Source organism: Streptomyces sp. NPDC044064, from assembly GCF_056434245.1.
Genome location: NZ_JBWKFN010000008.1, coordinates 13,925 through 30,892, shown reverse-complemented (window position 1 = coordinate 30,892; position 16,968 = coordinate 13,925). Strand labels below are relative to the sequence as shown.

At 68.8% G+C, this 16,968-nt stretch carries 16 protein-coding genes and 1 pseudogene; 9 read left to right on the top strand and 8 right to left on the bottom strand.

Annotation, left to right across the window (positions count from 1 at the left end):
* The first annotated feature begins 80 nt into the window (after window positions 1-80).
* From AC07DS_RS14880 to AC07DS_RS14870, 3 genes are all read left to right on the top strand, one after another.
* Complete coding sequence (locus AC07DS_RS14880) at window positions 81-725, top strand: dihydrofolate reductase family protein (protein WP_479145363.1); 645 nt, start codon at window positions 81-83, stop codon at window positions 723-725.
* A gap of 123 nt (window positions 726-848) precedes the next feature.
* The gene (locus tag AC07DS_RS14875) at window positions 849-1,346 is read left to right on the top strand and encodes a GNAT family N-acetyltransferase (RefSeq protein ID WP_479145361.1); all 498 of its coding nucleotides are present in this window, start codon (window positions 849-851) and stop codon (window positions 1,344-1,346) included.
* Window positions 1,347-1,605: 259 nt separating this feature from the next.
* Window positions 1,606-1,974 carry a nuclear transport factor 2 family protein gene (locus tag AC07DS_RS14870; RefSeq protein ID WP_479145359.1) on the top strand — a complete coding sequence of 123 codons (369 nt, stop codon included), beginning with the start codon at window positions 1,606-1,608 and terminating at the stop codon, window positions 1,972-1,974.
* A gap of 39 nt (window positions 1,975-2,013) precedes the next feature.
* On the opposite strand, the gene AC07DS_RS14865 is transcribed toward AC07DS_RS14870, so the two are convergent.
* From AC07DS_RS14865 to AC07DS_RS14855, 3 genes are all read right to left on the bottom strand, one after another.
* Window positions 2,014-4,101 carry a HelD family protein gene (locus AC07DS_RS14865; protein ID WP_479145357.1) on the bottom strand — a complete coding sequence of 696 codons (2,088 nt, stop codon included), beginning with the start codon at window positions 4,099-4,101 and terminating at the stop codon, window positions 2,014-2,016.
* Window positions 4,102-4,652: 551 nt separating this feature from the next.
* Window positions 4,653-5,030, bottom strand: coding sequence for a nuclear transport factor 2 family protein (locus AC07DS_RS14860; protein WP_479145355.1), 378 nt, complete (start codon window positions 5,028-5,030; stop codon window positions 4,653-4,655).
* A 229-nt stretch (window positions 5,031-5,259) separates the two neighbouring features.
* Window positions 5,260-6,864 carry an FAD-binding oxidoreductase gene (locus tag AC07DS_RS14855; RefSeq protein WP_479145353.1) on the bottom strand — a complete coding sequence of 535 codons (1,605 nt, stop codon included), beginning with the start codon at window positions 6,862-6,864 and terminating at the stop codon, window positions 5,260-5,262.
* A 68-nt stretch (window positions 6,865-6,932) separates the two neighbouring features.
* On the opposite strand from AC07DS_RS14855, the gene AC07DS_RS14850 reads away from it, so the two are divergent.
* Together AC07DS_RS14850 and AC07DS_RS14845 are read left to right on the top strand one after the other, a co-directional pair.
* The gene (locus AC07DS_RS14850) at window positions 6,933-7,571 is read left to right on the top strand and encodes a TetR/AcrR family transcriptional regulator (RefSeq protein WP_479145351.1); all 639 of its coding nucleotides are present in this window, start codon (window positions 6,933-6,935) and stop codon (window positions 7,569-7,571) included.
* A 139-nt stretch (window positions 7,572-7,710) separates the two neighbouring features.
* Window positions 7,711-7,842: pseudogene (locus AC07DS_RS14845) on the top strand (IS21-like element helper ATPase IstB); the annotation flags it as partial.
* A gap of 215 nt (window positions 7,843-8,057) precedes the next feature.
* Here the strand turns inward: AC07DS_RS14845 and AC07DS_RS14840 are convergent.
* Both AC07DS_RS14840 and AC07DS_RS14835 read right to left on the bottom strand, forming a co-directional pair.
* Window positions 8,058-9,290, bottom strand: a complete 1,233-nt coding sequence (locus tag AC07DS_RS14840; protein ID WP_479145349.1) for a CaiB/BaiF CoA transferase family protein — start codon at window positions 9,288-9,290, stop codon at window positions 8,058-8,060.
* 5 nt (window positions 9,291-9,295) lie between these two features.
* Window positions 9,296-10,522 (bottom strand): acyl-CoA dehydrogenase family protein, encoded by a 1,227-nt coding sequence (locus AC07DS_RS14835; protein ID WP_479145347.1) that lies wholly within the window; start codon window positions 10,520-10,522, stop codon window positions 9,296-9,298.
* Window positions 10,523-11,144: 622 nt separating this feature from the next.
* Here AC07DS_RS14835 and AC07DS_RS14830 point away from each other — a divergent pair.
* Entirely contained in the window at window positions 11,145-11,642 is a 498-nt protein-coding gene (locus tag AC07DS_RS14830) for a hypothetical protein (RefSeq protein ID WP_479145345.1), read from the top strand.
* A 236-nt stretch (window positions 11,643-11,878) separates the two neighbouring features.
* Entirely contained in the window at window positions 11,879-12,673 is a 795-nt protein-coding gene (locus AC07DS_RS14825) for an SDR family NAD(P)-dependent oxidoreductase (RefSeq protein WP_479145343.1), read from the top strand.
* 111 nt (window positions 12,674-12,784) lie between these two features.
* Here the strand turns inward: AC07DS_RS14825 and AC07DS_RS14820 are convergent, their stop codons facing one another.
* Window positions 12,785-13,357 carry a dihydrofolate reductase family protein gene (locus tag AC07DS_RS14820; protein ID WP_479145342.1) on the bottom strand — a complete coding sequence of 191 codons (573 nt, stop codon included), beginning with the start codon at window positions 13,355-13,357 and terminating at the stop codon, window positions 12,785-12,787.
* A gap of 506 nt (window positions 13,358-13,863) precedes the next feature.
* On the opposite strand from AC07DS_RS14820, the gene AC07DS_RS14815 reads away from it, so the two are divergent.
* Window positions 13,864-14,283 carry a hypothetical protein gene (locus AC07DS_RS14815; RefSeq protein ID WP_479145340.1) on the top strand — a complete coding sequence of 140 codons (420 nt, stop codon included), beginning with the start codon at window positions 13,864-13,866 and terminating at the stop codon, window positions 14,281-14,283.
* Between the two features lie 153 nt (window positions 14,284-14,436).
* On the opposite strand, the gene AC07DS_RS14810 is transcribed toward AC07DS_RS14815, so the two are convergent.
* The gene (locus AC07DS_RS14810; RefSeq protein ID WP_479145339.1) at window positions 14,437-14,886 is read right to left on the bottom strand and encodes an Lrp/AsnC family transcriptional regulator; all 450 of its coding nucleotides are present in this window, start codon (window positions 14,884-14,886) and stop codon (window positions 14,437-14,439) included.
* Window positions 14,887-15,006: 120 nt separating this feature from the next.
* On the opposite strand from AC07DS_RS14810, the gene AC07DS_RS14805 reads away from it, so the two are divergent.
* A complete protein-coding gene (locus AC07DS_RS14805; protein WP_479145337.1) occupies window positions 15,007-15,699 on the top strand; it encodes a hypothetical protein in 693 nt (230 codons plus the stop codon).
* A gap of 154 nt (window positions 15,700-15,853) precedes the next feature.
* Here AC07DS_RS14805 and AC07DS_RS14800 read toward each other — a convergent pair whose 3' ends face one another.
* The gene (locus AC07DS_RS14800; RefSeq protein WP_479145335.1) at window positions 15,854-16,966 is read right to left on the bottom strand and encodes a hypothetical protein; all 1,113 of its coding nucleotides are present in this window, start codon (window positions 16,964-16,966) and stop codon (window positions 15,854-15,856) included.
* Window positions 16,967-16,968 lie beyond the last annotated feature (2 nt).

Genomic DNA, 16,968 nt, shown 5'->3' with positions numbered 1-16,968 from the left:
TCCGGCCACGTCCCGTTCGACGTCATGGTGTGGGGCGCTTCGCCACACGATGACGCGACAGGACCTGACGAAGGAAACACGTGGATCAACTGCTGAGAGTCATGAACTTCAACGTCTCGAGTGACGGAATCGGTGCCGGTGAGCACCAGAGTCTGGAGCGGCCGTTTGGTTACGACCATCCCGAGGCGCTGTTCGCCTGGGCCGGTGCCACCGCGAGCTGGCCCATGCGCACCGATCCCGGGGGGAGCCGGGGCCTCGACGACTACTTCACGCGGGACTTCGCACGCAACATCGGCGCCGAGATCATGGGCCGCAACAAGTTCGGCCCTCAGCGCGGGCCCTGGCCGGACCATGACTGGCGCGGCTGGTGGGGTGACGAGCCTCCCTTCCGGACGCCGGTGTTCGTCATGACTCACCACCAGCGTCCTACGTTCACGCTCTCCGACACCACCTTCCACTTCGTCGACGGCGACCCGGCCACGATCCTCGAACGGGCGCGGGAGGCGGCGCAGGGCAAGGACGTCCGACTCGGTGGCGGGGTGACCACCATCCGGCAGTTCCTTGAAGCCGACCTGGTCGACACCATGCATGTGGCGGTCTCGCCGGTGACGCTCGGGTCCGGACTACGACTCTGGGAGTCACCTCATGAGCTGCTCGACCGGTTCCACCTGGAGATCGTGCCCAGCCCGAGCGGCGTGACGCACCACCTCTTCTGGCGAAGGTGACGCGAGGGTCCACTCGATACCCGCGGGCCCGAACTCATCAAAGGCAAGCACCCGGTCGGGGAAGGGGTCCAGCACCTGCTCGATGCGGTCGAGTTGGCACCGCTTCTTATAACCTCGGCCCTTATGAGTTGGCTCCCTGACGACTTCGTCCACCCCGTGTCCGTGCCCGTCCCCAACACCGCGCTTCACCTGCGGCCGATCAGGGAGGCGGACACCGCGCTCGACTACCCCGCTGTGATGGGCTCCCGAGAGCGGTTGTGGGAGATCTTCGGCCCGGCCTGGGCTTGGCCCAAGGAGACGATGACCTATGAAGAGGACCGCCTCGACTTGCTGCGGCACGAGAAGGAGATAGCCGCACACCAGTCGTTCAACTACGCGCTGCTGGACGAGGAGGAGACGGCGATCCTCGGCTGCGTCTACATCGATCCGCCCGAGCGCATCGGCTCCGACGGAGAGGTCTCCTGGTGGGTGGTGGACGACCTCGTCGGTGGCGAGGTGGAGCGCGCGCTCGACGCGCTGGTGCCGCAGTGGATCGCCGCCGACTGGCCCTTCCAGCAGCCCCGTTGTCTGGGCCGCGACATTTCCTGGCAGGACTGGCTGGCGCTGCCGCGCGCCTCGTGACACGTTCGTGGCAGTGCTTGGATCGTGCCTTTCGATGATCGCCTGATCGTTGTGCGGGTGGACAACGCTGCGGGCCGACAACCACTGCACGACCCTGAACCCGTTGGGGGCGGTGGGCCATTACCTGGGGGGTAATCGCGCGGTCCGGGTGGGGCGCGGCATGGTGGGGTCATCGGGTTTCGGGCCGGCGCACTCCGGCCCGATACCCGTACCAACTGCCTTGACCGGCATACCACTTCAACCGAACGGGAGTCCCGCCATGTCGATCTACGCTGCTGCTGTCACCCGCTACTTCGAGGCATGGAACGCTGCTGATGCCGACACTCTCGCCAAGGCGGTTGCGGTGGCGTGGTCCGAGGAGGGCACGTACACCGATCCGCTGGCCGACGTGCGCGGTCATGAGGAGATCGCCGCGTTGATCCGGGGGGCGCAGGAGCAGTTCCCGGGCTTCGAGTTCAGGCCGGCCGGTGACGTGGACGGCAACCATCACATCGCCCGCTTCGGCTGGGAGCTGGTGTCCACCGCCGACGGGTCCGCGCCGGTCGCCGGCTCGGACGTGGTGACCCTGGCCGAGGACGGCCGGATCACCTCCGTCCTCGGCTTCCTCGACCGGCTCCCTCAGGCGTGAGCCCTCGCCAGAGGGACGATCGATGGCCGCCTGACTGATCTACACGGCAGGCGTGACGGCGATCGTGCACAGTCGCTTGGTGGCCCGGGTCAGGGCGACGTACAGGTCGCGCTCGCCGCCAGGGCGAGCGGCGGTGATCTCATCAGGGTCGACCACGACGGCGGCGTCGAACTCCAGGCCGCGCGCCTGAGAAGCCGGCACCAGTCGGGCATGCTGTTCGATCCCCGCATCCGTGAGCTGCTCCGTCCTGTCATCGGCGCAGATCACCCCGACCAAGTCGCCCGGGTACGCGGCGCCCTGTTCCCGCAGCTCCCGTACGAGGGCGGCGGTCAGCGACTCCGGCAACGCGGTGAGGGTTCGAGGCACCTCGCCGCGCCGGATCGATCGGATCGGCGGCCGGCCCGGGGCGATCCGGGCGAGCAAGTCTCCTGTGGCTGCGAGGATCTCCTGGGTGGTCCGGTAGCTGACGGTCAGGGTTCGAAGGTCGAAGCGCCGCCCGAGGTCCGGGCCGAGGGCCTCCTTCCAGTCCCGGGCCACCGTCGCCGGTCCTGCCTGGGCGAAATCTCCGACCAAGGTCATCGACCTGCCAGGGCAACGGCGTTCGATCATCCGCCACTGCATGACGGTGAGCTCTTGCGCCTCGTCGACGACGACGTGTCCGAAGGCGTGCTCGGGCGGGCCGTCGACCAGGCTCGCCGCCTCGTCGAGAAGCGGTACATCAGCGTCCGTCCAGGGCGCATCGGGCGTTCGCCACAGCAGGGCCCGCTGGTCGTCGGTGAACTGCCCCAGGTACGCGGCCAGCAGGTCGGCATCCGTCAGCAGGGCGCGGACCACGTCGCCGGGCGTGAGCCGCGGCCACAGGTCCTCGACGGCCTGATCGAGCAGGGCATCGTCCAGGAGGTCGGCGCGCACGGCTTCGGCGTCGAACTCGTCGGCACCAGTGGCGGGCGTGTCGTCGACACCGAGGCGGCGCAGGTCCGCTGCCGCGGCCCGGTCAAGGTCGAGGCCGGTCAGTTGCGCCACCTCAGTGTCGATACGCTCGAGCGCCTCGGCGCCACTGCGGGCAAGCTCACGGACGAGGGCGTCGACCAGCAGTTCCTTGAACAGCCGACGCGCCCGGTTGTGGGCGAGACCACTGGTCTGTGCCGACTCCCGCGCTTGTGTGACATCACTGTCCCGCAGATGAATCCATTCCTGCCCCACCCGGAGGTCGAAGTCGCCGTCCGGGGCCTGCCGCGAGCGGACCACGGCGGCCAGCCCGTCGGCCAGTGCGGCACGACCCTTCAGGCGCGCCACCTCGAAGGCGTCCGCGGCGCCCGGCACGATGCCGGCCAGTTCCTCGCACGTCGCCAAGACGACGTCGCTCTCCCCGAGCGAGGGCAGGACCTGGCAGATGTAGTCGAGGAACCGCGCGTTCGGCCCCAGTACGAGCACGCCGCGTTCAGATGCCTTGGGGAACGCGTACAGCACATACGCCGCGCGGTGCAGCGCCACCACCGTCTTTCCGGTGCCCGGACCACCCTGCACCACCGTCACCCCACGGTGCGGCGACCGGACGATCGCATCCTGCTCGGCCTGGAGCGTGGCAACCGCCGTACCCATCCGCCCCGTGCGCCTTTCCTGGAGCGCCGCTGTCAACGGGCCGTCGCCTACGACGTCCTGTCCGGTGGGTGCGGAGCCGTCAAGCAGCTCATCGCTCACCCCCACGACCGTGCGTCCCGCCAGGCGCAGATGGCGTCGCCGCCGCAGCCCCATGGGGTGAACCGGCGTCGCCTCATAGAAAGGCCGAGCGGCCTCGGCCCGCCAGTCGACCAGCAGTGGCAGCTCGTCCGAGTCCCTGTGCAGCCCCAGCCGCCCGATCCGCAGGACGGTGCCGTCCGCAAGGTCGATCCGGCCGAAGACCAACCCGTCCTCTGCTCCCTCCAGCCGACGAACTTCCCTCACCAGCCGCCCGGCCGTCACCTCCCGCTCGTACGTCTCGCCCGCACTGCCGGACGGCGACGCCAGCACGTGCGCCAGTTGCGCCCGCGCCCCCGCCAGCCGCTCGTCCAACAGCTCGCCTACGACGGACACGTGGACTCGCTCAAGCTCCACCTCACGCACGGCACCATCGTTGATCTGCGACAAGAAAAGGCCTCCCCGTTCAGCCCGCCACCAGTTCGAGGCGCCACTATGCAGATGAATTCCGGAAAAGTAAATCTTGACCAAACCGGGTGGAATGTGGCCTCTGATGCGACACCACGCCCGTCTGCGGCTCCTGCATGGAATTCCACTTGCTCGCGCCGCCCCGCCGACTGTGACGGGAGGAAACCCCGACCTTGCCGCACGCCACCCTGCCCGCCGCCGGGGAGAGCCCGGCTTGCACCACCCGCAGCGAATAGTGCGTCCGCCGCATTCAGTGGCCGGACCGAAGCCCCGGCTCAAATTCCGTGCAGGCGCCGCTGTGAGAGACGGCTAGGTGGAAAACGGTGTGCGTTGCGTTGCCGATGAGGTCACCATTGCCTGGTGTCTGAGCTGCTGTGGAATCACGTGAAGGACTTCTTCGACCTTGAGCGGGAGGGGTACCTTCCGGATGTGTGGGTCGCGGGGACTGTGGTTGAGGATTGGCAGGCGGTCCTTGACCTGATCGGGCCCGTCGCCCTGACGGTCGGCGGGCCCCCGGACGTCGGCCGGCTCCCTCACAACCGCTCAACCAGGCCGGCCCGCCACTCCGGGGACGGATCGGAGCCCAACTCGCTCCAGTACTCCCGGCCGGCCATGACCTTTCCGTCCCGCACCGTCCAGAATGACGCCACCCGATGCACGCCCATCGTTTCGTGCGGAACCTCCACCTCGGAGACCACCTGGTCGCCCTCCGCGACGACCCGCAGCACCCGGATCGACCATCCCTCCGGATACTCGGCGTTGATACGGACGTAGTGGGCCGGCCCTACGATCCGTTCGCCGCTGACCGGCCACTCCACCACCAGGTCCTCGGCCAGCAACTCACGCAACCCGGCCCAGTCCCGGGCCTGCATGCGCTCCCACAGTGCATGAACGACTTTCGAAGCATCCATGGCCGCATCCTGACAGCCCCCACTGACAAGCGCTCGTCCAAGGCCCAAGCCAGGATCCGCACTTTGCTCCCCGGCAGTCAGCGTCACTCGACCCTGGCGTCATACGCTCGCCAGGGGGCTGGAAGTCGACGTATGGGCACGTCTGCAGCCCTGGTTTTTCACGCAACTACGGATCGGTTTTTGAGTCTTTGGGCCCGGGCCGTGGGCGGACCTGGGGGTGGGGATGTTGTCAGTCGATGAGGACGCCTGGGTTGAGGATGCGCTGGGGGTCCAGGGCGTCCTTGGTGGCGCGCAGCGCGAGAGCGAAGGGTTCCGGGCGTTGGCGGTCGTAGGCGGGACGGTGGTCGCGGCCGGTGGCGTGGTGGTGCGTGATGGTTGCGTGATGGCGGTGGAGGACGTCGTTCGCGGCGGCTTTGATGTCGTCCCAGATCTCGAGTTCGTCGCCGGGTCGGCCGGCGACGGCGACGGTGAAGTAGGGGGCGGCGCCGTCGGGGTAGACGTGGGTGAGGCGGCAGTTGATGGTGGCGGGATGTCCGGTTGCTTTGAGGGCGGCGGCGCCGACCTGGGCGCGGACGGCGTCGATGAGGGCGGGGATCTTGTCCCAGGTGGCGGCGGTTTCGAAGGTTTCGATGACGGCGCCCATGCGGGCCAGGCCGTCGCGCAGGTAAGGCATGCGCAGGAACGCGGAGCGCCAGGCGGTCACGGCCGTGTCGGCCGGGGCGTCCCGGTTCGCCGCCGGTGTGACGGCGCGGCCGCCGTGGGCGCGGGCCAGGTCCAGGGCGTCGTTGAGGCGGTCGTCGACGCGGGCGGTGGCGGATTCGAAGCCGAGGATCAGGACGGAGGAGCCGTCGTGGGAGGCGCCGGAGAGCAGTGCCTCTCCGGGGTCGAGGAGGCGGCAGTTGGCTGGAGCGAGGTCGGACTGGGCGATGCCGCGTACCGCGTCGAGTGCCTGGTGGAAGTCGGTGAAGGTTACGGACGTCGAGGCTTTGTGCCGTGGGCGTTCCTGCAGGCGCATCCAGGCCTCGGTGATGACGCCGAGGGCGCCCTCGGAGCCGAGGAACAGCCGGTCGGGGGAGGGGCCTGCGCCGGAAGCGGGCAGACGCCAGGACGTTCCGGCCCCGGCGGGTGTGACGACGTGCAGGGACTGCACGAAGTCGTCGATGTGGGTGTGGCCGGTGGCGTAGTGGCCACCTGCGCGGGTGGCCAGCCAGCCGCCGAGGGTGGAGAACTCGAAACTCTGCGGGAAGTGGCGCAGGGTGAGGCCATGGGGCCGCAACTGGTCTTCCAGTACAGGGCCGAGCGCGCCGGCCTGGATGCGGGCTGAGCGGCTGACGGTGTCGATCTCAAGGACCCGGTCCATGGAAGTGAGGTCGAGTGAGAGGACGGCGCGGTGGGTGTCGCCGCGGTACTCCACGCCGCCGACGACCGAGGAGCCGCCGCCGAAGGGGATGACGGCCACGCCGTGGTCGCCGGCCCAGTCGAGCAGGTCGGCGACCTCCTGGCCGGCGGTCGGTCGGGCGACCAGGTCGGGAATCCGGCCGGGCCGGCCGCGCAGGGCCCGGATGACGTCGCGGTAGGCCTTTCCCATGGCGTGGGCGGCGCGCACCTCGGGATCGTCGGTGACCAGGTGCCCCAGTGCGGGCGGGGGTGTGGCGGCAGCACGGGTGATGGGCAGGTCGGTGACCTGGGGTATCGGCAGCGGGCGGGCGAGTGTGCCCGGCAGCAGGGCGCCCATGGCAATGCATTCGGCGTCGTCGGGGTGGGCGTCGGCGTAGCCCCAGCCCCACCAGGAGCGAGTGCGGGCGGTGCCGGGGCGGGACGGGGTAGCGGGCATGAGTGTGCTCCCAGCGAGGTCCAGGTAATTTACCCAACGGAAAATTACCCTAGGGTAATATCAAGGCCATGACAACGCTCCCCTCCAGGGCCGGCACCAAGGGCGTGCCCAGGGCCGCGCGCGAACGACAGGTCCTGGCCGCGGCCACCGATGAGTTCGGCCGCCACGGCTACGAGGCCACCACCGTTGCCGCCGTCGCCGCCCGAGTGGGCGTCACGAAGCCACTGCTGCACCACTACTTCGGCAGCAAGCAGGACCTCTACCTCGCTTGCCTGAACCCGGTGGGCGACCGGCTCCTGGACGCCATCCGCGCCGCCATGGCCGAGCAGGCCTCGGACGCTCCGCCCACCTCCCTGCGTGTGCTGCACGCCTTGTTCACCGCTCTGGACGGACAGCGCGAGGCATGGTTCGTCCTCTACGACGCCACACTGCCGCCCGACAGTGACGCCGCCCGACGCGCGGCGCACTACCGCAGCGCCATCGACGACCTCGCCGCAACCGGCACCGCCGACCTCCTGCAAGCGGCCGGATCCAGCGACTCGCTCGACGCCGACGCCCTCAAATACGCCTGGCGTGGCCTGTGCACCGCCCTGGTCCGCTGGTGGGTCAACCACCCCGACGAGTCACCGGAAGCCATGACGCAACGCTGTGCACGGCTCTTCGCGGCCGGCCGCACGATCCTCGCCGCCGGCGACGAGACCACGTGATCCGGACCGACACCCTGACCCCCGCTGTCCGAGCCCATGAACACCCACGCGTCACTCCACCCGCACGGAGCCGGCGGGCCCTGATCTCGGCGGTGCCGGAGCCGCGGAAGAAGACGAAGGGGGGAGACGCGGCTGGATGGCTCCCAGGCTCTGCACAGCCGTCGTCGACCGCCTCACCTTCGGCGGCAACATCATCGGGACTGCCACCGACTCCTACCGCCTGACCACCACCCGAGTCGCACCGGCCGGCAGTCGATCAGCCGAACCTTGACGGACCAGCATTCACTGAACGCGACCAAGAGACCCGAAGACTCGCACCACCCACTGATCCATCAGGGCGAAGCGGACCAGATCGCTGTTCGAGTTGGTCCGCCGGCGTGCGGATCCGGCCGATTTGGCTACGGACAGTCTCGGGCAGGTCCATGCCGGCGCTGCACGCCGCCACAGCGCTCGTGGAGCACTATGTCGGACACTTTGGATGCTGTCTCATCGCGGCGTCTCCGCTTCCGTCGTGCCGGGAATCGCTCCCTGGGCGCGCAGCTCGGCGATCTCGGTGGGGCCGAATCCCAGCTCGGCGAGGATCTCGTCGTTGTGCTCGCCCAGATCGGGTGCTCGCTTCGCGGGCACCTTCGGCACACCCCGTAGGTTGACCGGGCTGCTGACGGTTTCCGCCAACCCGCTGACCCCTTCCAGCGGCACCACGATGTCGTTCGCGCGCAGCTGCGGGTCCTGCGCGGCCTCCTCCGGCGTCTGAATGAGGCTGTAGGTGATCCGTTCCCTGCCCAGAGCGTCCTTCCAGTGGGCGAAGGGCTGCGAGCGGAACTCGGCGTCGAGCAGATCGCTCAGCGCGGCGGAGTTCTTGGCGAAGCCCTCGATGCTCGCGAAACGGGGATCCTCGAGCAGTTCGGGGTGCCCGATGGCCCGTGTCAGTCCCGGCCAGTGCGAGGGTGAGGCGACCAGCATGAACCACTCGTCGTCCGCGGTCCGGTAGGGGTTGATCAGCGGGTTCGCCGGCGCTTTCCGGTCATGCAGCTCGAACGGTGTGCCGTCGGCGAGCGCGCCGGCCACGAGTGTTCCTGTGGCCCAGACGCCCATGGCGAGCAGCGACGTCCCGACACTGGCCCCTTGCCCCGTCCGTTCACGGCGGTACAGGGCGGTCACGATCGCCGCGTAGATGGCGATCGCCGAGAGGTAGTCGCCGCTGCCCCACACCGGCACCGTCGGCGGGGCTCCCGCGTCCCGGGTGGAGGCCAGCAGCCCGCTGCGCGACCAGGTCGCGGTCAGGTCGAAACCGGGCTGCCCGGCATCGGGGCCGGCATCCCCGAAGCCGGTGATGTCGGCGTAGATGACCTGGGGATTCCAGCCCGCCACCTTGTCGTAGCCGAGGTGCAGCCTTTCCCGTGCGCCGTGCGGGAAATTGGTGATCACCACGTCGGCCCACTCGACGAGGCGCCTGAGGACCTCGGTGGCCGCCGGTGACTTCAAGTCGATCACCATGCCGCGCTTGTTGCGGTTCGCAAGGTGCCAGCTGTAATTGGCCTGCGCACGGGGACTTGGCGGCACGGAGCTCAACCGCCGCTGGGGGTCCCCCGCTCCCGGCGGCTCGATCTTGATGACGTCCGCTCCGAAGTCGGAGAGCACGCTGGCCGCGGCCGGTGCGGCGATGAAGCTCGACACGTCGAGCACCTTCAGGCCGGTGAAGACGGATTCGGTGGTCATCGCCGTCACCTCACGAACGCGCTCAGGCCGTCGGTGACGGCGCGTCCGACGATGAGGGTCTGGATCTCCCGCGTGCCCTCGTACGAGTAGATGGCCTCGGCGTCGGCGACGAAGCGGCCGATGTTGTAGTCGAGGAGGATGCCGTTGCCGGCCAGCAGTTCGCGCGCCCATCCCACGGTCTCGCGCATCCGCGCTGTGCAATGGGCCTTCGCCAGGGCGGACTGCTCGTCGCGGTACACCCCGGCGTCCTGCAACTGGGCCAGACGCGTCACCATCCCGCACGATGCCGTCGCGTTGCCGAGCATCCTCACCAGCAGGTCCTGCACGAGCTGGAAGCCCCCGATCGGGCGCCCGAACTGTTCCCGCTCCTTCGCGTACCGCAGGGCGATCTCGTAGGCGGCAAACATGATGCCCACCGCCTGCCACGCCACGCCGCTGCGTGTCTGGCGCAGGATCTTGGCTGTGTCCTTGAACGAGTTCGCGTTCTGCAGCCGATTGGCTTCCGGTACACGGCAGCCGTCGAGCACGATGTCGGCGTTCTGCACGATCCGCAGCGCCATCTTCCGCTCGATCTTCGTCGCGGTGAACCCGGGCGTGTCCTTCTCCACGACGAAGCCAAGTACATGACGGGTCTCGGCGTCGCGGGCCCAGATGACGACCAGGTCGGCGAACGTCGCGTTCCCGATCCACCGCTTCGCGCCGTCGAGGATCCATGCGTCGCCGTCGCGGCGCGCGGTCGTCTCCAGACCGCCGGCCACATCGGAGCCGCCGTGCGGCTCGGTCAACCCGAAGGCGCCGATCTTCTCGAAGCGACTCATCGCCGGCAGCCACCGCCGCTTCTGCTCCTCGGAGCCGCAGGTGAGGATGGTGCCCATGGCCAGGCCCGTGTGCACGCCGAAGAACGTCGCCACCGACGCGTCGGCATGCGCGAGCTCCAACGCCATGAAACCCGAGAAGAGGTTGCTCGGCCTGGATTCCTGCGAGTCCGGGTCGGCCCAGTTCAGGAGACCGAGCCGCCCGAAGCCCTCGACCAGCTGGAAAGGGAACTCGGCCCGGGCCCAGTAGTCGCCGACGATCGGGTCGGCCTGCGTGCGGAGGAACTCGCGGACGGACTCGATCTTCCCTCGCTCGCTGTCCGACAGCAGCTCCTCATAGGCGTAGAAGTCGGCGGGCATCAGCCCCTTGGCCAGGTAGGGACCGGACGGTGTCGGCAAGGCCCTTGTATCGCTCATAGCAATCTCCCTCAAGCGCTGTGCGACGAGTCCCGGAGATCCGCGCCCGTCGACGCTCTCGGCGCCCGGTTTCGGTTCCCGGGCGCGATTAAACGCGGATGCTGGAGCCGCCCCCCGGACCCGCACCGCCAAGGGGTGCTGTGTCGCCGCGGACCACCCGAGTGGCCCGTCGCCGCCGGCGCGGGAGAGGTGAGGCAGGACTGCGGGGACTGTCGGAACGCCATGTCGGTGGTGGCGGCACGCTCAAGGCCCGAGAGGCCGAGGAGAATCCCGGTCGGTTGGCTGAAGGCTGAGGGCCAAGGCCTGGTGAAGGTCATGGTGGCCTTCGCCGAGCGGGAGCGTAAGGAAGCCGGCTGGGTCCAGCGGTAGCTGTCCAAGGCCCTTGCTCGCACGGTGAGTCGGACCCGGATGCTCCGTTGGGTGAAGCGGGGCTTGATCGGGGCTGCGCGGAGTCGTATGGAGACGTCGCCTCCCCGGGCTGCGCGAGCGGCCAACGCAGAGGAGTCCCTCTCCCTGTACGTCGTTGACCGTACTCACTCAGCATCCGCTTGACCGTGCGACAGCGGGTCCGAGTAACTGGGACCCTGCGCGGATGTGAGGACGGTCCATGGACCCTCGTGACATGTACTCGGAAGGTCACCCCGGCTGGGGAGGCGTACACGACTTCGCCCACGGCATGGGGCCGGAAGAGCTGGGTGAGGCTCTCGCCTACCAGGCGGACCTGGATTTTCAGATGCGCCGCAACGATGCCATGTACGACCAGTTCACCGAGCCGGGTGAGGACGTCGAGGACTCGTACGACGACTGGCCTGAGAGGGCGCGGGCCGTGGCCGCCGCGCAAGCCGAGCGGTCCATGCGGGAGCGCGCGGAGAGGCTCCGGAGCGAGGCCGAGCAGCGGCGCCGACGCGAGTTTGCGCAGCATAGCCAGCGCCCCCAACCGGTCCAGCCTCCCCGACGGGGCGAGGTCCCGCGCGTTCGCCGGGCCCCCATCACCGCGCCAGTTCGGACAACCTCGATTCCCCGTGAGGAGGGGCTCACGTGGAGACACTGGGCCCCGCTGATTCTGATGGTCATCGGGCTTCCCGTCATCGTGCTGCTCGGCATCCTCCTCGATAGTTGATCACTGCCACCTCACTTCGCCCCGGAGTCGGCTCCGGGGCATGACTGGTGCTGTGCCCCTTCTGTATCCAGGCCGAGGCGAGTGGCCGAGTGCGGTTGAGCACCGCTCCGCGGGCCAACCCGTGCGGCTGGCGGGGCGGCCTTCCGCGGAAGCGAGGGAGGCCGCTCGCCTGAGCCGACAGCCCCGGTTCCACGTACTCTCGACATATGCGGTGATCAGCACAGAAAAGGATCCCCATGGACCTCCAGCTCAAGAACAAGGTCGCTGTCGTCACCGGGGCAAGCAAGGGCATCGGCCTCGCCATCGCCGACGCGTTCACCCGTGAAGGCGCGCACGTCGTCGCGGGCAGCCGGAGCGTCACCCCCGAGCTCGAAGAGCTCCATGAGAACCACGGCGTCACCGCAGTCCCGGTCGACCTGTCCACCCCGGACGGACCGGACACGCTGGTCAGGCTTGCGGCGGACGAGTACGGCAGGGTCGACATCCTGGTCAACAATCTGGGTACCGCGACGTCCCGTCCGGGCTTCCTGGACATCGACGACGCCGAGTGGCAACGGATCTTCAACGTAACCCTGTTCAGCGCGGTCCGGGCCAGCCGCGCGGCGCTTCCTCACCTGCTCGACGCGGGCGAGGGGGCCATCATCAACATCAGCTCCATCAACGCGCGCCTGCCATTCCCCATGGTCGTGGACTACTCCGCGGCCAAGGCCGCACTCACCAGCCTGACCAAGTCACTGTCCGAGGAGTTCGCACCGCGGGGCATCCGGGTCAACGCGATCGCCCCAGGACCGGTCCGCACGCCCTTCTGGACCGCTCCGGGCGGCTTCGCCGACGCGACGGCGGCCCAGGCCGGCACCACCGCGCAGGAAGCCATCGATCTGGTCGTGCCCCAGAGCATGGGCATCTCCACCGGACGGGTGACCGAAGCTCACGAAGTCGCCGATCTCGCCCTTTTCCTTGCCTCGCCGCTCGCCGGCAACATCACTGGAGCCGAGTTCACCATCGACGGTGGCCAGGTCAAGACGCTGTGATCTCTCTTGGTTGCTCGTAGCTGCCGGTGAGGCCATCGTCCGCCTGCTCCAGCTCGCCCGGACCGGTAGGTGCGATGCCCGCAGCTCGAGCCTGCCCGCGATCGAGCGTGGTCAGCGGACGACGTCGAAGACCTGCTTCTGCAGACCGTTGGTGTAGACGTCGTGTTCGACCAGCTTCAGCTTCTGGGCGTCCTTGTCCGTGGCGCTGAACAGGCGCTTGCCGGCGCCGAGCAGCAGAGGGAAGACGAGCAGGTGGTAGCGGTCGATCAGGCCGGCGTCCGAGAGGCTGCGGTTCAGGGAGGCGCTGCCGTGGACGATGATCGGGCCACCCTCGGTCTCCTTCAGGGCGGCGACCTGGTCGAGTGAGCGCAGGATGGTGGTCTCGCCCCAGTTGGACACCAGGTCGTCCTGGGTGAGTGTGGTGGAGACGACGTACTTCGGCATCGTCTTGTAGAGGTCGAATTCCTTCATGTCCGGCCATACCGGGCTGAATGCCTCGTAGCTGACCCGGCCCATCAGGACAGCAGCGGCCTCCTGCTGTTCCCGTCCCTTGATCTCGAATGCCTCGGGGACGAAGTCGACGTTCTTGAAGGTCCAACCGGAGTTCCGGTAGCCGGGCTCGCCGCCGGGGGCCTCCACGACACCGTCGAGCGAGACGAAAGCTGTGCTGATCAGGGTACGCATCGGTCATTCCTTGATGTCTTGGGCGAGTTCTCGGACTGCTCGGGGCACACTCCGACCGGGCTCGCGGGGTGGAAGGTACTGTCATAGCCTGCTACCGACAAAAATAATTGTCAAGGCAGTCAAAGTTGTCGGTGGTCGCCACCGACATGTGAGGACAGAACGTGGACGGCACGCGGCGGCCGGCCGGATGCCGAGCGGCCCGAACTCGTCGAACGCGAACACCCGGTAGGGGAAGCGCTCCAGCACGTGCTCGATCCGGTCGAGCCGCACATCGCGCCCGGGATCCAGGGGCTCCTTCCAGGATCTGGTGCGCTGGAAGGTCCCGGACGGTGTCCTCGTCGGCATCCGGGTCTGCCGCCGTCGCAGGCACGCTCATGAGTCCCGGCATGCGGGCCCGCGCGGCGCGCGCGTCAGACGCACTTTTCCCGGCCTCCCGCGAACGCATCACTCTTCCGCTTGACGGGGAATCGGTTCTGCTTGGGCTGGCCCGGTGACACCGCGAAACCTTGCGGGCGATCAGGGAATGCGGCGGATACGACATTTACGGAACACGCGAGGTCGAAATGAAGCGTTTGGCGATGTCCGTCCTGGTAACCGCGGCGGTCCTTGCCGCGAGCGGGGCCACGCTCGCAGCTGCCCGGGACGGAGGCAGCGGCAAGCACGGGGCGGCCCGTGCGTCCGTCGGGCGCTACTGGGGCACGGACGTGGAGGTGCCGCCAGGTCAGTACAGAACGGCCAGCGTGTCCTGTCCGGCAGGGATGGTGAGCACCGGCGGAGGGGGCGCCATTGGCGGCGCCAGCCAGAACGGCGGCGACCCGTTCTTCACCGGTTCCTACGGTGGCAGTGGAGGCTGGGTAATCGGCGTAAAGAACACGGACAGCGTGACACGGTTCGTCAATGCCTTCGTTGTCTGCATCACCCCCTGAATACCGAAAAGCACCGCGCGTCGGGCCGGTCGGCACGGGACGGGGTCTGCGCCACCTGCGTGAGCTGAGCCTTCACCGGTCCGAGGCGTTCTCCATCACGACCAACATGCCGAGTCCTCCCACGCTGATCCCGCAGAGCCGGCGTGCCGGGTGTCAGGGCTCGAGAACGCGGTCCGGCCCCAGTGGCACCTCGTGCAGGAGGAGCCGGCTGCGCAACTCCCTCACTCCGAACTCGGCCTTGAGCCGGTCGATGACCGTTTCGAACTCGCGGGCGTCGGTGCACGCCATGCGCAGCTGGTAGTCGTAGTCCCCGGTCAGCCGCATCGCGCCGACGACCTGCGGGACTTCGTGCAGCTGCGCCTCGAAGGCCTTGCGGTCCACGCCCTCGCGCAGGCGGACGTCGCTGAGCAACTCCAGCCCGCGCCCGAACGCCGCCAGGTTCAGGTCGGCCCGGTACCCACGGACGATTCCGGACGTCTGGAGCCGGCGTACGCGGTCGGCGACGGTGTTCGCCGACAGGCGGACCTGACGACCCAGTTCCTGGTATGTCGCCCGGCCGTCGGTGAGGAGGATCGTGAGGATCTGCCGATCGATGCGGTCCATGACGCCACTCTACAAATACTCGGGCAAGTATGGGTATGGCCGAGCTTTCCTCGGTGATTCAGCGATAGGTACCGAGAAGTCCGAACCAAAATCGGCGTTGTCGGTGCCAGGCTCGCAGGCATGGAAATCCTGCTGCTCAGGACAGCCCTCGCCCCTTCCCTCGTGCTTGTCGTCTCGGTCGCCGCCCGTCGTTCGGGCCCGCGCCTGGGTGGACTTCTGCTGGGCGCGCCGACGTCGTCGGGGCCGTTTCTGGCGCTCATGTGGCTGGACGGCGGGAGCGATGTTGCCGCGCACGCCGCGCGCGGCAACATCGCAGCACAACTGGTAGTCGTGACCTTCTGCCTCACCTATGGGCGACTCGCGCCCGCCCTGCGTCCGGCGCCCACGTTGACGGTGGCTCTGGCCTGTGCGGCCGGAGCCGGTGTGGTCGCGGCGGTGTGCGCGAACATCTGGCTCACAGCGGCTCTGGCGCTGGTCGTGGCCTTTGCTGGTCTGCGGACCTGGTCCGCGCCGGCCCACGCGGACCGGCCACCGGACCGTGCCCGGGGCTGGGAGATCCCGGTGAGGATGGCGGTGTCGGCCACGACGGTCCTGTTCGCGGTGAACGCCGCTGACAGTCTTGGCTCCTTCACGGGCGGCATTCTCGCCTCGCTACCGGTATTGCTGGCCGTGATCGCCCCCTCGACCCACAGCTCGACCGGCGCGGATTCCGCCGTCGCGATGATGCGCGCCGCACTGACCGCCGCACCGGGCACCCTTGCCTTCCTGTTGGTGCTCCATACGGCCCTTGCCGCTTCCGTGACGAGGAATTAGGCCCCCGGCCGCCGGTGGGAGACCGCCTTCGTGCGGCCGCTGCCGTTCCTGCTCGCGGGTTCTTCCGCGGTCCGGTGCCGTAGCTGTGGTCGGACCGGGCCCGTCGCGTCATTCCTCGGCGACGTCGTTCCTGGTGGCGATGCGGGCGTCGATGTCACTTGTGCGGGGGGAGTGGTTTGGCTTTCGACTTCTCCACTGCGGTGGCCCGGGCTGCGTGGAACGCCTCGGTCGGTTCGCCGTCCTTGGACCACACCTGGGCGCCGCACCAAGGGCCGATGAGCCGGAACTGTTCCAGCGCCGCCTCGTACATCCCGGCCTTGCCGAGGTGGTAGGCCAGCAGATGCCGGAGTAGGGGGAGCCTGTCGTCGTCCGCCGGGACTGTCGCCAACGCGTCGATGACGGCCGTGAGTCGCTTCTTCGCTCCGGCACCGGACGGGAGCGCGGCGCGGCGCTCCTCCAGCTCGTTCAGCGCATGGAGGTAGATGCCTGCGAGTGGGCTGTTGGCCGGGGCGTTGTCCATGGCCCGTTCGGCGAACGCCATCATCTGCTTGTTGGAGCCGTACCACTTGGCGCACCAGTACTGCATGCCCTGCCAGTGGCCCTCGTAGTGGTGCGGAGCGCTGGCCACGAGGCCGTCCCACAGGGGTTGGAAGCGGTCGGGCTTGTACTGTGCACCACGCGCCGCCGTCACCATGACCACCCACGGTGCCGGGTTCTGGGGGGCCAGGAGCGAGGCGCGCTGTGCCGCCTCGATCGCCGCGGGCAGCAGTGCGCGGAACTTGGCCATGTTCTCGGCCGGCACTTCGTCGGCGTACCCCCGGCCCCGGATCGTCCAGGCGCGGTGCACCAGCATGTCCGCCTCCAGGGCCGCCGCGTCGCAGTTGCCCGGGTCGGCCTCGCGCCAGGCCGTCAGCCATGCGTCGTCCTCGTGCGCGATCGCCCGCAGCAGCTCGAAGCGCGACCAGTGCTCGTCCCAGTCGCTTCCGGCCGCCTCGATGTGGGCTGCAGCGGACCGCCAGTCGCCGCCCCACGCGGCGTCCGCCAGCGCCTGCGACTCCTTGCGGACGCGGACGGGCGACGGCGGGCCGGCACGGCGCGGGTCGAGCGTTTCGAGGGGAACGAGCCCGTACGCGGCGGCATCGAACGATACCGGCGCCCGACGGACGGGAGGGGTCCTACCCGCGGAAGATCTGGTGGTTCTCCCGCGGGAACGCCGTATCAGGGCGATGACCAGGACGATGAGCAATGGGCCCAGGATGTGTGTCACGA

Excerpts from the sequence above, each read along its gene's own strand:
- AC07DS_RS14825 (WP_479145343.1), top strand. The coding sequence starts at position 11,879 with ATGGACCTCCAGCTCAAGAACAAGGTCGCTGTCGTCACCGGGGCAAGC.
- AC07DS_RS14840 (WP_479145349.1), bottom strand. The coding sequence starts at position 9,290 with ATGACCACCGAATCCGTCTTCACCGGCCTGAAGGTGCTCGACGTGTCG.
- AC07DS_RS14870 (WP_479145359.1), top strand. The coding sequence starts at position 1,606 with ATGTCGATCTACGCTGCTGCTGTCACCCGCTACTTCGAGGCATGGAAC.
- AC07DS_RS14810 (WP_479145339.1), bottom strand. The coding sequence starts at position 14,886 with ATGGACCGCATCGATCGGCAGATCCTCACGATCCTCCTCACCGACGGC.
- AC07DS_RS14835 (WP_479145347.1), bottom strand. The coding sequence starts at position 10,522 with ATGAGCGATACAAGGGCCTTGCCGACACCGTCCGGTCCCTACCTGGCC.
- AC07DS_RS14875 (WP_479145361.1), top strand. The coding sequence starts at position 849 with ATGAGTTGGCTCCCTGACGACTTCGTCCACCCCGTGTCCGTGCCCGTC.
- AC07DS_RS14805 (WP_479145337.1), top strand. The coding sequence starts at position 15,007 with ATGGAAATCCTGCTGCTCAGGACAGCCCTCGCCCCTTCCCTCGTGCTT.
- AC07DS_RS14860 (WP_479145355.1), bottom strand. The coding sequence starts at position 5,030 with ATGGATGCTTCGAAAGTCGTTCATGCACTGTGGGAGCGCATGCAGGCC.
- AC07DS_RS14830 (WP_479145345.1), top strand. The coding sequence starts at position 11,145 with ATGTACTCGGAAGGTCACCCCGGCTGGGGAGGCGTACACGACTTCGCC.
- AC07DS_RS14820 (WP_479145342.1), bottom strand. The coding sequence starts at position 13,357 with ATGCGTACCCTGATCAGCACAGCTTTCGTCTCGCTCGACGGTGTCGTG.
- AC07DS_RS14855 (WP_479145353.1), bottom strand. The coding sequence starts at position 6,864 with ATGCCCGCTACCCCGTCCCGCCCCGGCACCGCCCGCACTCGCTCCTGG.
- AC07DS_RS14850 (WP_479145351.1), top strand. The coding sequence starts at position 6,933 with ATGACAACGCTCCCCTCCAGGGCCGGCACCAAGGGCGTGCCCAGGGCC.